Source organism: Prosthecobacter fluviatilis, assembly GCF_042655725.1.
GTDB lineage: Bacteria > Verrucomicrobiota > Verrucomicrobiia > Verrucomicrobiales > Verrucomicrobiaceae > Prosthecobacter > Prosthecobacter fluviatilis.
Genome location: NZ_JBHSMQ010000001.1, coordinates 538,802 through 554,153, shown reverse-complemented (window position 1 = coordinate 554,153; position 15,352 = coordinate 538,802). Strand labels below are relative to the sequence as shown.

The 15,352-nt window shown below is 60.8% G+C and carries 11 protein-coding genes; 6 read left to right on the top strand and 5 right to left on the bottom strand.

All coding sequences use genetic code 11. The features are described from left to right. Positions 1 to 159: 159 nt before the first annotated feature. Positions 160 to 1,020, bottom strand: coding sequence for a hypothetical protein (locus tag ACFQDI_RS02070; RefSeq protein ID WP_377162886.1), 861 nt, complete (start codon positions 1,018 to 1,020; stop codon positions 160 to 162). Positions 1,021 to 1,062: 42 nt separating this feature from the next. Then, a complete protein-coding gene (locus tag ACFQDI_RS02065) occupies positions 1,063 to 2,133 on the bottom strand; it encodes an SPFH domain-containing protein (RefSeq protein WP_377162884.1) in 1,071 nt (356 codons plus the stop codon). Between the two features lie 227 nt (positions 2,134 to 2,360). Between ACFQDI_RS02065 and ACFQDI_RS02060 the strand changes: the two genes are divergently transcribed. The 3 genes from ACFQDI_RS02060 to rpoN all read left to right on the top strand — a co-directional run bounded on the left by ACFQDI_RS02060 (position 2,361) and on the right by rpoN (position 7,094). Beyond that, on the top strand, positions 2,361 to 4,328 hold the full coding sequence (locus ACFQDI_RS02060; RefSeq protein WP_377162882.1) for a phospho-sugar mutase: 1,968 nt from the start codon (positions 2,361 to 2,363) through the stop codon (positions 4,326 to 4,328). A 198-nt stretch (positions 4,329 to 4,526) separates the two neighbouring features. Further along, positions 4,527 to 5,507: a chromosomal replication initiator protein DnaA gene (locus tag ACFQDI_RS02055; protein WP_377162880.1), complete on the top strand. Its 981-nt coding sequence runs from the start codon at positions 4,527 to 4,529 to the stop codon at positions 5,505 to 5,507. A gap of 168 nt (positions 5,508 to 5,675) precedes the next feature. Continuing rightward, a complete protein-coding gene (gene rpoN, locus ACFQDI_RS02050; RefSeq protein ID WP_377162878.1) occupies positions 5,676 to 7,094 on the top strand; it encodes an RNA polymerase factor sigma-54 in 1,419 nt (472 codons plus the stop codon). Between the two features lie 172 nt (positions 7,095 to 7,266). On the opposite strand, the gene ACFQDI_RS02045 is transcribed toward rpoN, so the two are convergent. Further along, complete coding sequence (locus ACFQDI_RS02045) at positions 7,267 to 7,827, bottom strand: hypothetical protein (RefSeq protein ID WP_377162876.1); 561 nt, start codon at positions 7,825 to 7,827, stop codon at positions 7,267 to 7,269. A gap of 129 nt (positions 7,828 to 7,956) precedes the next feature. Next, positions 7,957 to 9,093 carry a M20 family metallopeptidase gene (locus ACFQDI_RS02040; protein ID WP_377162874.1) on the bottom strand — a complete coding sequence of 379 codons (1,137 nt, stop codon included), beginning with the start codon at positions 9,091 to 9,093 and terminating at the stop codon, positions 7,957 to 7,959. Between the two features lie 69 nt (positions 9,094 to 9,162). Here ACFQDI_RS02040 and ACFQDI_RS02035 point away from each other — a divergent pair, with 69 nt between their 5' ends. The 3 genes from ACFQDI_RS02035 to chrA all read left to right on the top strand — a co-directional run bounded on the left by ACFQDI_RS02035 (position 9,163) and on the right by chrA (position 14,602). Then, positions 9,163 to 11,961 (top strand): PSD1 and planctomycete cytochrome C domain-containing protein, encoded by a 2,799-nt coding sequence (locus ACFQDI_RS02035; protein WP_377162872.1) that lies wholly within the window; start codon positions 9,163 to 9,165, stop codon positions 11,959 to 11,961. 267 nt (positions 11,962 to 12,228) lie between these two features. Continuing rightward, on the top strand, positions 12,229 to 13,221 hold the full coding sequence (locus tag ACFQDI_RS02030) for a bestrophin family protein (RefSeq protein WP_377162871.1): 993 nt from the start codon (positions 12,229 to 12,231) through the stop codon (positions 13,219 to 13,221). Between the two features lie 70 nt (positions 13,222 to 13,291). Then, positions 13,292 to 14,602, top strand: a complete 1,311-nt coding sequence (gene chrA, locus ACFQDI_RS02025) for a chromate efflux transporter (protein WP_377162869.1) — start codon at positions 13,292 to 13,294, stop codon at positions 14,600 to 14,602. A gap of 15 nt (positions 14,603 to 14,617) precedes the next feature. Here the strand turns inward: chrA and ACFQDI_RS02020 are convergent, their stop codons facing one another. Continuing rightward, positions 14,618 to 15,307, bottom strand: a complete 690-nt coding sequence (locus ACFQDI_RS02020; protein ID WP_377162867.1) for a VIT1/CCC1 transporter family protein — start codon at positions 15,305 to 15,307, stop codon at positions 14,618 to 14,620. Positions 15,308 to 15,352: the final 45 nt, after the last annotated feature.

The following is a 15,352-nucleotide window of genomic DNA, read 5'->3' as shown; positions in this document are numbered from 1 at the left end:
AGAGAGTGTGAAGACACCCCGGCTGCCAAAGATACCAGAAGCTGTCACCCAAAGTTTGCAAGCACTCGCTTCGGCTGCACAATCCCCCACAGCCGGTTGCCACACTCTTTTTCCCAACAGCCTCGTTTCTCCCAGGACAGTCTCTAGAGGCTGGACGCTTTATCGTAACGAAGATCTTGCACTCAGGGTATCCTCCACAAGCTTCCGAAACTGAAGCATCTTGTCGTACTCGGCTTTCTTGATTTTAGCGACTGCAGGATCGACATCCGCTCCAGGGTTCCCGTTTGGCCCATCAATCATGACGCGTTCAAATTCATGCCTCTCAATGTGCCCGGGACCTTGCAACAGCGTCCTCTCATCGATGGAGCACACCTCCGGGCCGATCTTCACCGAATACTGATAAAAGCAGTTGGAGAAACCATCGAAGGCCAGTCCATGAAACTCGGCAAACGCATGCCCGGGAATGCTGCGAATCCGGTCTTCATGCAATTCGGGACGTACTCCGCCATCTGTTTTTTCCATAACCTCGGGAAACCGCCCTCGGACAACAGCCGCCACCGCGTCGAAGTCGGCAATTGAGAGTGATCTGGCATAGCTGCGGGGCAGCAGTTGCCGCAGCGCCTTGGCATTGGCCATGGTCAGTTCCCAATCGAAAAGCAGACAGCTGTCAGCGGCATAAAAGGGCGCGGACAAGAGCACCTTTCCATCCTTCTCCTCCGTCCAAAGCTGGTAATAACTGCCACCCGAGAACAGGTAATAATTAATCCTGTCAGGGTCCGGACGCGGTTTGTCGTACTGATGGACCTCTTCCTTGGCTTTGACCAGCTTGTCCCCCTTTCGCAGTTTTAGAAATGGCGCGTTGTCAAAGAGAGGCATGCGATCCACCTCAATAACGTCCCGCACTCTGCGCTGCATGCTCTCGATGGAGTCGAATCCATCGTACGCCAGCCGATGCTGGGCAAAAAGCACAGGAACTGCGGTGAGCAGGAAAGCACAAACTGAAAGCAACCATGTTTTCATGGGAGAGGGTTCGTGCAAACCAAGCGATGCGGGCAGAACTGCTCAATGCGCCAGAAACTCGTCCAGCGCCGCCTTGGTGATGCGGTACTGCGTGCCGATCTTCTTCGCCTTGATGTCGCCGGACTCGATGCTGGAGATCACGTCCGCCTCGGTCACACCGAGGGTCTGCGCCACCTGCGCGGGGGTGAGGATGTCGGCGGCAGGCGCGGCGGCGGGTGCTGGAGCAGCAGTGCCAGCCGGTGCTGCGGCGCCGGAGGCCATGTTGAAGGCTCCCTGGGCCATCATCTGGTTGGCCATGCCAAAACCCATCGCGATCTCGGCGGCGGATCCGGCAGGGCCGCCACCGCCTTTGGCCATTCCTTCGGCCATCTGAAATTTCACGTAGTCATTCAGGTTGCCGATGGCACCCATGCTGCTGCGCTTGTCGATGGCGGCCTCCACTTCCGGCGGCACGCTGGCGTTTTCGAGGATGAAGCTGGTGATCTCGATGCCATACTTGCCCTGCGTGTTGGGATTGATGATGGGAAGCAGCGCTTCTCCCAGCTCCGAGTAGCGGGTGGCAAGGTCCAGCACCGGCACCTTGGCGCTGGCCAGCGCGTCCGTAAACACACTGACGATGCGGCTGCGCATCGTGTCGGCAAACTCATCCAGACGGAACTGATTGTCCGTACCGGCCACCTCTTTGAGGAAGAGCTTGGGGTCGGTAATCTTGAAGTCAAAGGTGCCAAAGGCGCGCACACGCACGATGCCGAAATCCGCATCCCGCATCATGATAGGGTTACTGGTGCCCCACTTGTTCCCCGTGAAGAGACGTGTGGTGACGTAATAAATGTCCGCCTTGAAGGGAGACTCAAAACCGTACTTCCAGCCCTTGAGTGTGGAGAGGATGGGGATGTTCTCCGTGCTCAGCGTGTGCTTTCCGGGGCCGAAGGTGTCGCCGAACTCGCCAAGATAAACAAACTGCGCCACCTGCGACTCGCGCACGATGAGCTGCGCACCACGCTTGATTTCCTTGTCCTCGTCAGGAAAGCGCCAGGAGAGCGTGTCACGTGAATCATCATTCCACTGGATGATTTCCAAAAACTGTCCTTTGAGGTAATCCATCAGGCCCATGATCGTAAGAAGGTAGGAGGGTTGTGTTGTGCGTTGGCTCGGAACAGTGCCGATATTAATGAGCGTCGTTTGATTTGGCGAGTGCAAATCCGTCACAGCTTTTGTAAAGCCCGCCCATGCCGGACAGGCGCCCCCACAGCCCGGAAACGATAAGCCATTCCTCATCTCCCGCTGAGCGCTTTGCCGTTTGATTCCTTAAAGGTCCGCTACAGATTGACTTTTCACCTATGTCCCTTGCCGATCAACTCCAAGCCGCCGTCACTTCCGGGCAACTCCTGCCTGCCAGCCTCGACAACATCAATGCTTTGCTCGCTGCCAGCGACAATCCGGTCTATCGTTCCAGCATTGAGGAGCTCGCCTCGGCCGGCCAGTGGGCGGAGTTGAACGACCGCTTCTTCCAGGCGCTGAAGTTTGGCACCGGCGGCCTGCGCGGGCGCACGATCGGCAAGATCGTCACCAAGGCCGAGCTCGGAGCCGCCCCTGCAGACCAGCGTCCGGACCATCCCTGCGTGGGCACGAACGCCATGAATTTTTACAACGTCAGCCGCGCCACCCGCGGGCTGGTGACATACATCAAAAACTACCGCGCCAATGCCAAGCTGGGCGGAAGGCCCAGCATCGTCTTCGCGCACGACACGCGCCACTTCTCCGCAGAGTTTGCCAAGTTTTGCGCCAAGATCGCCACGGACACAGGCGCTGACGTCTATCTTTTCGACAGCTGCCGTGCCACGCCGGAGATGTCATTCGCCGTGCGCCAGCTCCGTGCAGATGCGGGCGTGATGCTGACCGCCTCCCACAACCCGCCGCACGACAACGGCTACAAGGTGAACTTCAACGACGGCGCCGGCATCGTGGAGCCTCACGCCACCGGCATCATCAAAGAGGTGAACGCCATCAAAGACGAAGGCTACACCGCCCTGCCAGCTGCCGAACAGGGCAGGCTGATCCTGCTGGGAGACGAGATGGACCAGCAGTACCTCGCCCGTGTGGAAACGATGATGCTGCAGCCCGAGCTGCTGAAAAAGGAGGAGGCCAAGAAGCTCAAGATCGTCTTCACCGCGCTGCATGGCACCGGCGGCGTGCTGGTGCCCGTGCTGTTGAAAAAACTCGGTTTCAATTTCCTCACCGTACCGGAGCAGGACGTGCGCGACGGCCGCTTCCCCACCGTGAAGTCTCCGAATCCGGAGAATGCCTCCGCCTTGAAGATGGCCGTGGATCTGGCCAACAAAGAGGGCGCGGACATCATCATCGGCACCGACCCTGACTGCGACCGCATGGGCGTGGGCGTGCGTGACTCCAAGGGCGAGATGGTCCTCCTCACCGGAAACCAGGTGGGCTCTCTCATGGCCTGGTACCGCACCAAGACGATGTTTGAGCTGGGCATTCTCACCCCGGCCAACAAGGGCCGCGCCGTGCTGCTCAAGACCTTTGTCACCAGTCCGCTGCAAGACGCCATCGCGGCGAAGTTTGGCGTGGGCTGCGTGAACACCCTCACCGGTTTCAAGTGGATCAGCTCCAAGCTGGCCAAGTACGAGGCTGCCCTGCCGGCGGACATCCAGGCTCGCTACCGCGATCTGAACAACGTGGAAAGCCGCGCCGCACGTCTGCAGCACAGCAAGTTCCTCATCTTCGGCGGCGAGGAAAGCTACGGCTACATGGGCGATGACTTCAGCCGCGACAAGGACGGCAACGGTGCCGTGGTCATGTTTGCCGAGCTGGCCGCCTACGCCGCCAGCCTGGGCCTCACCGTAGCAGGCCTGCTGGACCAGGTGTACTCCGAGGTGGGCTACTTCCTGGAGCGCAATGAGAGCAAGGTCTTTGAAGGTGCCACCGGCGCCGCGCAGATCGCCAAGCTGGCGGACAGCTACGGCAGCAATCCGCCCAAGGAGGTGGATGGCTCCGCAGTCGTCAACGTGCGCGACTTCCGCAAGGACGAGATCAAGGACGAAGAAGGCGATGTGGTGCTCAAGGAGAAGATGCTCTTTGTGGACCTGGCCGACGGTCGCAGCTTTGCCGTGCGCCCCTCCGGCACCGAGCCGAAGATCAAGTACTACATGTTTGGCCGCAGCGTGCCCGCCGCAGGCCAGAGCCTCAGCGCCGAGGAGCTCGCCGCCGCCAAGGCCAAAGTGTCCGCCGGTCTCGCCTCCATGTGGGCCTGGCTGGACAAGGACATCGACGCCCGTCTGGCGGAGTAAAGCGCTGCACCCATGGCGTAGCGCGAAAATCTGATTTCGTGTCCCTTGGGTGAAGTCCCGGCAAATTTGAAAACAATGGCAATGCAGCTGAACAAACTTCAGCCGCATTCGTCTATCTACTCAGTAACCCTGTTGCTGAGGCAGATGGCTGGAAATTGCGGCTTGAAGTTCTCAGAAAGTTAAGAACTATTAATCATTATGAATTCTCAAACCACTCGCGGTAGGCTTTTCAGCCCATTCGGACTGGGTTGGTGCGCCGCCATCGTCTTTGCATCGACGGCCATGGCACAGCAGCAGCGCTATTATCCGCAGCCGCAGGGCTATCCTCAGCCTCAGGGTGGATATCCACAGCAGTACGCACCACCTTCCGGCTATCAGCAGGCGCCCCAGGGTTACCAGCAGCAGCCTCCAGGCTATGGCTACCCGCAGCAGGCACAGCCGCAGTATGAGAGCCCCCTGCAATTCCTGCCCAAGTTTGGCCGCCGCATGAGCGAGATGGCGCGTCGCCTCTTTTACGGGCAGGACCCCACCGGCTACGATTATCCCGCCCCGGGCTATGGCCAGAACGGCGGCAGCTACAGCCTGGACTCCACCCCACGCCCGCAATCGGCCCCGGTTTACCCGCAGCAGTCCCCACAGGGCTACCCGATGCCGGGCGCGGGTTACGCCCCTCAGCAGCCAAATTACCAATACCCCCCCCAGCAAAGGCAGCAGCAAAGGCAGCAGCAACAGCCAGCCCAGCCAAACTACAGCTACCCTCCGCAGCAGCAGCAAACAGCGCCCACTTCCGGCAGCAAAAGCAAAACGCCTGCGCCAAGTCCGCAGGGCAAGTCGCCCTCTGCCCAGCCCCCCAAATACACCCCGCCCAGGGTGAGCGACTCTCCGCCTGCGACCAAAACGCCCACCTCCCCCGTGACAGCCACTCCGAAAAAGGAGACCAAACCCGAAGCCCCCGCGCCTACCACGCGCCGCTCCGAGTCCGCGCCCAAAGAATTCCCCACCACCACCTCCAACTCCGGCGCAAGCTCCTCAGGCTCATTCCTCAAGGGCAAAAAAACCACCAAGCCTGGCCGCGTGATCAGCCCCTACCCGCCATATAAAGAACTCGACATCACAGGACTCGAGAGCGGCTCGCTCGCCCTTGACCCCACCACTCAAAAGGTCTTTGAGGTACCTTGAGGCTTTCAGATTATTTCCAGATCACACTAAGAAATCCCGGTAACCACCGGGATTTCTGTTTTTATGCCAGCGGCAGCTCTTTTGCCAAATTTGAAAATAAATAACGTGATGGCCTGATGTTTGCTTGCTAATCCTCTTGGATGGCGCTTGGCTGTCTTCCAACCATTCATGGCCGACCACGGACTCCAGCAGTTACAGACACAAAAGCTCGCCATCGGGCCTCAGATGCAACAGAGCCTGCAGATCCTGCAGGCTCCCACTCTGGAGCTCCGGCAGATCATTCAGCAGGAGATCGAGATCAACCCTGTGCTGGAGCTCGAAGCGCCTGAAACCTCCATCCAGGACGCCATCCCTGACGATCCCGATGACCGCAGTGTGGACGACAGCGACATCGACGCGCTGACGCAGATGGACGACGAATGGCGCGAGTACTGGCAGCAGAGCCGCCAGCAGACCGCCACCCGCCGCAGCGACGACCAGGAACGCTGGCAGTTCCTCATGGACTCCATCGTGGCGCAGACCACGCTGCAGGAGCACTTGCTCTCCCAGCTCCACACCTCCGACGCCAAGCCCGCCGTGGCAGAGCAGGTGGAGTTCCTCATCGGCAATCTCGACGACCGCGGTTTTCTCAACACCCGCATCGACGACCTCAGCCTCCAGCACGCCATACCCATCGACTCCCTGCAAGCCGCCAAGAAGCTGCTGCAGAGCTTTGACCCCGTGGGCGTAGGCTCCGAGGACCTGCGCGAGTGCCTGCTCGTCCAACTCGAGCGTCTCGGCAAAAAACAGAGCCTCGCCTGGCGTCTGGTGGACCAGTACATCGACGACCTCGCCAACAAGCGCTACCCCATCCTGGCCCGCAAGCTGGGCGTGCCGCTCGAGCAAATCTCCCGCGCGGCAGATTTTATCAGCACGCTCGACCCGCGCCCTGCGCAGCGCTTCTCGGTTTCGTCCAACAACTACGTCACCCCCGACGTCGTCGTGGAGCGCCAGGGTGGCGAATGGGTCGCCGTGATGACCAACGACGACCTGCCGCACCTGCGCATCAGCAACACGTACAAAGACCTCCTCTCCCAGCCCAGCAACAACGGCGAAGTGCGCAACTACGTGCGCGACAAGATCCGCAGCGGCAAGTTCCTCATCCGCTCCATCCATCAGCGCCAGCAGACGATCCACCGCATCGCCACGCAGATCCTCAAATACCAGCGCGAGTTCCTGGAAAAGGGCACCAATTTCCTCCGCCCTCTCAACATGGCCACCGTGGCCGATGAAGTGGGCGTGCATGAGACGACTGTGAGCCGCGCCATCGCCGGCAAATACATCGCCACGCCCCATGGCGTGTTCGACATGAAGTTCTTCTTCTCCCACGGAGTGAAGACCGAATCCGGCGACGACCTCAGCAACACCAGTGTCAAAAACGCCATCGCCGATCTCATCAAAAACGAGCCCAAGCACAAGCCCCTCAGCGACGACAAGCTCGCCAAACTCCTCGACGGCCAGGGCATCAAAGTCGCTCGCCGCACCGTGGCCAAGTACCGCGAAGCGCTGGGAATCCTGCCGAGTCATCTGCGGAAGTCATTTTCGTGAAGCCTGGAGTACGATGGACACTCTTGTCCGTCGATCAACGCTCACGCCAACCCCCGGCTGCCTAATAGTCTGAGAAAACCCCGTAGCTCAGTGAGAGCGGTTTACGACTTAGCTCCGGAGGGCGCAAACCATTAGCAGGGCAACACTTCGACTAATACGCGGCTCGCGAGCCTTACTTTGCCTGAGAGATGATTTCCTCGAGCCACCTTCCAAAAGCGTCTGCACCGATCTCCCCATAGCTGTCCGAGAAATGAATCACACGCCCATCCCGGACAATACGGATGTCGATACCTATGGCGCCAAAACCACCGATGGGATGCCCCGTCGTCTTAAAAATTCGGGACATCTCCTTTTCCCGCTCCTCCTGCGTGGAAAGAGACGCCAGGTACTCTTGAGTATCTTCAGACGCAACCGCAGTCTGATAATGCCTCAAAATGGCTGCACAGAGCTTCTCTCTCGTGAAAGACGCCACAGGCCGCACGGGCCCCTCGGTCTTGTCATTGGCTCCGCCTTTGCCAGCATCTTTCCATGTCGAGACAGTCAATACACCTTTGTCCGACCGAACGCGCACTCCGCGCCACTCCGGAGCCACGCATCCCTGATCAATCATCATGGAGACAGTCACGGACTCCCAGGCAGCCGAAAGCTCTGAGGCCAGATCCTTCGATCTGTCTGCAGCCCACGAATTCATCGTGAAGACCAGCACGATTAAAATGATTAGCGCAACTTTCATGATTCTACTGGTTTGGATCACTAAGCACGAGTTGAACGGAGAGAGGCATTTTCCTCACAACTTGCACTCCAATAGCAAACCACATTTACCCGGAGAACCGCAATGAATATCTCCATATCCCGCCCTCCCTCACACAAACCGCCGCGCGATCTCCGTGTAAAACGCCAGCGCCTTCTCCACCTCGGCGCACTCCACGTACTCCACCGCCGCATGCGCCTGATCAATGCTGCCCGGTCCAAACAAAATCGTCGGGATGCCCATGCGTGAAAACTTGCTGGCATCGCTGCCAAAGGGCACGCCGCAGACCTCGTCATTCCGCTGCATCTCTCCCAGCAGCGTGCGCGCCAGCTGCACCAGCGGCTCGCCTGCATCCGTCTGAAAGGCCCAGTCCTGCAGCATCGGAGCCTCCATCTCCGCCACGACGTCCGGATGCTGCTTCATAAGAGCATCCAGCAGCACCTGGTAGTGCGCCAGCACCTGCGGCACTTCTTCACCAGGCAGCAGGCGGCGGTCGATCTCGATCACGGCTTCATCCGGCACAAAGTTCACCTGCACGCCGCCGTGGATCACGCCCACATTGCAGGTTCCAGGCCCCAGCAGCGGATGCGCCGCAGGCTGCATGCGCGCATGATCCTCATTCAGCGCCAGCACCACACGCGCCATCGCCGTGATGGCATTGACACCCAGATGCGGCTTGGAGCTGTGCGCAGCCTTTCCCTTCGTCTTGATGCGCCAGCGCAGCACCCCCTTGCTCGCGATCACGCAGCGGAATTCCGTCGGCTCCGCCACCACGGCGGCAGCGGCCTGCAGGCCCTCGCAGAGCTTCACCACCCCACGAAAAGAATACTCCTCATCCACCACGGCAGCCATCCACACCTCGCAGGGCGGCAGCTCGCCGCTGGCGTGAATGTCCGCCACGGCATGCATCATGGCGGCCAGCCCGGCTTTGTCGTCCACGGAGCCACGGCCATGCATCTTGCCATCACGCACCACGGGATCAAAAGGATCAATCGTCATGCCCTTGATGGAGACGGTGTCCATGTGCGCCTCAAAGACGATGCGCCGCGTGGAGTCACGGCCGGGGATGCGGGCGATGACATTGTTTCTGCCTGGAAACACCTCCTGCTCCCACACCTCGATGCCGCGCTGCTCAAAGAAGCGCCGCACATACGTCGCCGCCTCCGCCTCGCCGGGGCCGCCCTCGTAGGAGCTGTTGATGCTGTTGATGCGGACGAGTTCGGAGAGGGTCTGGAGGACGGGGGACATTCCTACAGCCTAGTCAAACTCACCTCCGCAGCAAGAAGCCCTGCTTTATGGCCGTAGTTTTGCTGTCTTATGAAGGCCGCTTTTTCCATCGCCCTAGTCACGACGCTGCATGCAGCCAGCGCCGCAGCTGCCGCGCCCGCGGAGGATGCCAAAATCGCGTTCTTTGAAAAGACCATCCGTCCCATCCTCGTCCAGCGCTGCTACGAATGTCACTCTGTCGAGGCGGGCAAGAGCAAGGGTGGCCTCCTGATCGACTCACGAGACGCCATTCTCAAAGGCGGCGACAGCGGTCCGGCCATCGTGGCAGGCGATCCCGACAAGAGCCACATCATCGAGTCCATCCGCTACAAAAACCAGGATCTGCAGATGCCTCCCAAGGGGGCCATGCCTGCGGCGGAGGTCAAGGCGCTGGAGGAGTGGGTGAAAATGGGCGCGCCAGATCCGCGCAATGCCGTTATCTCCGGAAAACAGAGCGCACCCCGTGTCATCGATCTCAAGGAAGGCTCCAAGCACTGGGCCTTCCGCCCCATCGCCACCCCAGCCATTCCCAAGACGGGAGCCGCCAATCCTATCGACGCTTTTATCGGCGAAAAACTCGCGGAAAAAGGACTCAAGCTGGCCCCGCAGGCCGACAAGCGCACGCTCATCCGCCGTGCCACCTTTGACCTCACCGGCCTGCCGCCCACGCCGCAGGAAGTGGACGCCTTTCTTGCAGACAAATCCCCTGACGCCTTTGCCAAGGTGGTAGACCGCCTGCTGCGCTCGCCGCAGTATGGTGAAAAATGGGGCCGCCACTGGCTGGATGTAGCCCGCTACTCCGACTCGAACGGGCTCGACGAAAACATCGCCCTCGGCACCGCCTGGCGGTACCGCGACTACGTGGTGCAGTCCATCAATGCGGACAAGCCCTTCGACCAATTCCTGACCGAGCAGATCGCCGGAGATCTGCTGGAGGCCAAGGACCTCGCCGCGCGCAAGGAACACGTCACAGCCACCGCCTTCCTGAACCTGGGTGCCAAGGTGCTGGCAGAGCCGGACAAGGAAAAGCTGACCATGGACGTGGTGGACGAGCAGATCGACGTCATGGGCCGCGCCTTCATGGGCCTCACTCTCGGGTGCGTGCGCTGCCACGACCACAAGTTTGACCCCATCCCCCAGTCCGACTACTACGCACTGGCCGCCATTTTCAAGAGCACGCAGAGCTTCAGCGTGGACCGCATCGGCGCGCTGAGCACGGCCTACGAGGCACCGATGGGATCGCTGGAAGATTTTGCCGAGGTAAAATCCACCGAGCGCATCCTCAAAAACCAGCGCGCCGCCGTTTCCAAGGCCGAGGGAGATGCCATCGCCGCTCTGCGCAAGGAGGTGCGAGCACGTGCGGTCGATTACCTCATGGCGGCCGCGAAGCTGCCCGAAACTCCCGTCATGAGCCAGGTGGAGCCCGTGGCCAAGGCCAACGGCCTGCGCCCGCACATCCTGCTAAACTGCCGCGTGTATCTCGCCGCGAATGAGAACCTCCCCTTTTTCAAGCCCTGGCAGGACGCGCTGAAGTCCGGCAGCGTGGAGACACTGCGCGGCTACTACAGCGCCATCTTCACAGCAGCAGAAAAAGTCACACCCGCCGCGCCTGCCAAGGCAAAAGGAAAAGCGGAAACCGCAGACACCTATGCGGACTCCCTGCTGCATCAGGCACGCGCTGCGCTGGATGCACCCGCCGGTTTCCTCGCGCTGCCACCGGAGCCCATGATCCTCTTCCCCAAAGACGTGGCCGAAAAGGTCCGCTCCCTGAAGGACACCATGATGACCACGGAGAGCAATCTCCCCGACCTGCCCACCGCCATCGCGGTGTCTGAAGCCCCCAAGATCCTCAAGGAGCTGCCCATCCACATCCGTGGCAACCACCTCGCGCTGGGCAAGCCCGTGCAGCGCGGCGTCATTCAGGTGGTGCAGACGGCGCTCAAGACCACGCCGCAGTTTCCCACGAATCAAAGCGGCCGGCTGGAGCTGGCACGCTGGCTGGCCCGCCCAGATCATCCGCTGACCTCCCGTGTCATCGCCAACCGCATCTGGTCCTGGCACTTCCGCCAGGGCATCGTGCCGACCACAGACAACTTTGGCCTGCTCGGCCAGCAACCCACACACCCTGCCCTGCTCGACTGGCTGGCCCGCTGGTTCACCACCAGCGGCTGGAGCATGAAAGACATGCACCGTCTCATCATGAGCTCTCAGACCTACCAGCAGAGCTCGCTCTCCACCGCACAGGGAGATGCGGCCGATCCTGAAAACCTGCTGCTGCACCATTTCCCCGTGCGCCGTCTGGAGGCCGAGGAAATCCGCGATGCCCTGCTGCAGGTGGCCGGCAGTCTGGACACCACCATGGGCGGCAAGACCATCCCGCGCCGCAATCGCGAGTTTGTCTTCAACCACACCTCCAAGGATCTGACCACCTACGGCAGCACGCGCCGTGCGCTGTACATGCCCATCATCCGCAACAATCTCTACGATCTCTTCCAGCAGTTTGACTATCCGGATCCAGCCACCAGCACCGGCCTGCGCCACAGCTCCGTCGTCTCGCCTCAGGCACTGCTCCTGATGAACAGCGACCTCGTCACCGATGCCGCACGCGACTTCGCCGCGCGTGTATTCAAGGTCTCCCCCGAAAAGGAGGCCCGCCTGCGCGCCGCCTACCGCCTTGCCTTTGCCCGCGAAGCCACCGCCGAAGACCTCCGCCGCGCCGAAAACTACCTCACCGCCGCCGACGCCTCCCTAAACTCCACCCAGCAGGACTCCACCAAACGCGAACTGGAAGCCTGGACGCTCCTCTGCCAAGCCCTGATGATGAGCAATGAGTTCATCTATTTGAGGTAGTTTGCGCCAGCCGTCTTTTACTCCGGGGACAAGGCTGGACGCAGGCGCATGCATGCTCTGGCCCGATGCTCAGGAGCCTCTGGCAAAATGAAGGGCTGCCGTCCATGCCCGACGTCGGCTTCCTCCCCGCCACAGGCGGAAAAAATGGATCGCGCAGGGCACGTTTGGCCCATATAGACAGCCTCGTTCGCCGAAGTCCGGGCTGGCATGCAGCATGCTTTTCTTCGGCCTCCCAAATCCTCATCTCCCCAACCGCAACAGCGCACCATGTACGTCGGCAAAGACTTTCGTTTGATCCATCTCTGGCACTTCGCACGTCGGAATTTCATCGAGTCTTTGCTCATCAGCACCATCGCGGTTGTGCTCTACCGCTTCGCCGGACTGCGCTGGATCGCCATTCCCTTCCTGCCCATCGGCACCATCGGCACCGCCGTGGCATTCTTCGTCGGCTTCAAAAACAACCAGGCCTTTGACCGCCTGTGGGAGGCCCGCCGCCTGTGGGGTGGCATCACCAATGCCTCACGCAGCTTTGTCGCCCACCTGAAGGCCAGCCTTCCCGCCGACTCCGATGAGGTGCGTGAGGCCGCCTACCGCCACCTCGCCTTCATCAACATCCTCCGTCTTCAGCTGCGCCGCACCATCCCGTGGGCCACCAGCAAGGAGAACCTGCACAAGACCTTCGCCGGCGAGCGCCACGAACTGGAGGAATTTGAAAAAGGGCTCAAGCGCGTGCTCGGGGAGCACGACAAAATGATCTACTTTGACCGCCTCAAGAGCCTCAACAATCCCGCCTGCATGCTGCTCAAGGTCCATGCCGAGCACCTGGCCCGGATGAAGCGCGAGGGGGCGCTCGATCCCTTTGAGCACATCGAGCTCATGCGCCTCGTCACCGAATTTCACAATCTCCAGGGCGGCTGCGAACGCATCAAGACGACCCCGCTCTTCCGTCAGTACAACATCTTCAGCCGCATCTTTGTGCACATCTTCATCCTGCTGCTTCCCTTTGGCCTGCTGAAGGATCTTAGTGCCATTATGGGCGGGCCCGGTGTCTGGCTCACCATTCCCTTCTCGATCCTTATTTCCTGGGTCTTTTACACCATGGAGCAGACCGGCGAGTTCAGCGAAAACCCGTTCGACAACGCCATCAATGACACCCCCATCTCCACCATCTGCCGCAACATCGAAATCGATGTCCGCGAGATACTGGGCGAGGAAAATCTGCCTCCCAAGCTGCAGCCCGAAAACAACGTGCTTCTCTGACTCCAAGGGGCCGCCGCGCTGAGTCTTATCCCCATTGATCAACGCTGCGCCCTCTGGCATTGAGGCTCCAATGAGTCACGACGAAACGCCGCCCACCATGCCCAGCTTTGCCACGGCCCTTCGCTACTGGCTCAAGCTCGGCTGCATCAGCTTCGGCGGTCCGGCCGGTCAGATCGCCATCATGCACAAGGAGCTGGTCGAAAAGCGCCGCTGGATCGGTGACTCCCATTTCCTGCATGCGCTGAATTTCTGCATGCTGCTGCCCGGTCCGGAGGCACAGCAGCTCGCCACCTATCTCGGCTGGCGCTTGCATGGCGCAAAGGGAGGCATCGCCGCAGGAGCGCTGTTTGTGCTGCCGTCCGTCTTCATCCTCTTTGGCCTGAGCTGGCTCTACATGGCGGGCGGGCATCTTCCGTGGCTCGCAGCTATTTTCCACGGCCTGCTCGGAGCTGTCATCGCCGTGGTGGCAGAGGCCGTGCTGCGCATCGGCAAAAAGGCGCTCAAAAGCCCTGTTCTCTGGGGCTTGGCCACGCTGAGTTTTGTCGCCATCTATTTCTTCCAGATTTCCTTTGTCCTCATCATTCTCGGCGCGGGATGGCTCGGTTATGTGGGAAACCGGCTTTTGCCAAAGCAGTTCCCTGCCGGCAAAGGCCACGGGGCGGCAAAAGGGCACGCACCAGCGCTCGCACTGCCGCCTGCCCCCAGGGCCACCTGGGCGCGCACCTTGACCATCACCGTGCTGTGCCTCTCGCTGTGGTGGTTGCCGGTCTTTGCCATCGCAGCATGGCTCGGTTGGGGCAGCACGCAGGCACAGCAGGGACTGTTCTTCAGCAAGGCAGCCCTCGTGACCTTTGGCGGCGCGTATGCCGTGCTGCCTTATGTGGCCCAGCAAACGGTGGAAATCCATGGCTGGCTTTCACACCCGCAGATGATGAGCGGTCTCGCGCTCGCCGAGACCACGCCCGGACCGCTGATCATGGTCCTGCAGTTTGTGGGCTTTGTCGGCGGCTGGCAGCACCCTGGCGCACTGACACCCCTCGCGGGCGCCACGGTCGGCGCGCTCATCACCACCTGGGTCACTTTCCTGCCATGCTTCCTCTTCATCTTCCTTGGGGCGCCGCACATTGAGAAACTCGGCGAGCAGCCCCGCCTCAGCGCCGCGCTCACCGCCATCACGGCGGCCGTGGTCGGAGTCATTCTCAATCTCGGCGTCAAATTCACCACCCACGCGCTATGGCCAGCGAGCGGCGGTTTTGACACCTTCACTGCAGTTCTTGCCATCGCGGCCTTCATCGCCATGCAGCGCTTCAAAGCCGGGCTTATGCCCGTCATCGGTGCCTGTGCGCTCTTGGGCCTCGCCAAACAAGTCGCTTTCGCCTGACGGTAGAATCGCTGATCAAACAACCGCCCCAAACAATTTCCCCACGCCCGCCGTCAGCCCCATCGCTAAAGCTCCCCAGAATGTGACACGCCAGGCGGACTTCAATACTGGCGAACCACCCGCACGAGCCGCCAGCGCCCCCAGCAAGGCCAGGAACAGCAGCGAACTCAACGACACCGTCCATAAAAGCACGGATGCAGGCACCAGCACGACCAGGAGCAACGGCAGCGCGGCGCCCACGGCAAAGGACGCCGCCGAGGCGAGCGCCGCCTGCACCGGCCGTGCGATCAGCGTGTCAGAAATACCCAGTTCATCGCGGGCATGCGCGCCGAGTGCATCCTTCTTCATCAACTGGACCGCCACCTGTTTGGCCAGTTCCGGCTCAAGACCACGGCTCACATAGATCTCCGCCAGCTCGGAGTGCTCTTTCTCGTCATCTTCGGCCAGTTCCTGGCGCTCGCGCACGATGTCGGCCTGCTCTGTATCTGACTGGGAGCTGACAGACACGTACTCACCCGCCGCCATCGACATCGCCCCGGCGACCAGTCCAGCGATGCCAGCGACCAGCACATTGCTCTGGCTCGACTCAGCCGCCGCAACACCCACGATCAAACTCGCCGTGGAAACAATGCCGTCATTGGCCCCGAGAACTGCGGCTCGCAGCCAGCCGATGCGATGCGCCCGATGATTTTCAGAGTGACCCATGCCCTGAACTTCCTGCGTTCATGCTGCCCCCGCAAGACAGATCGT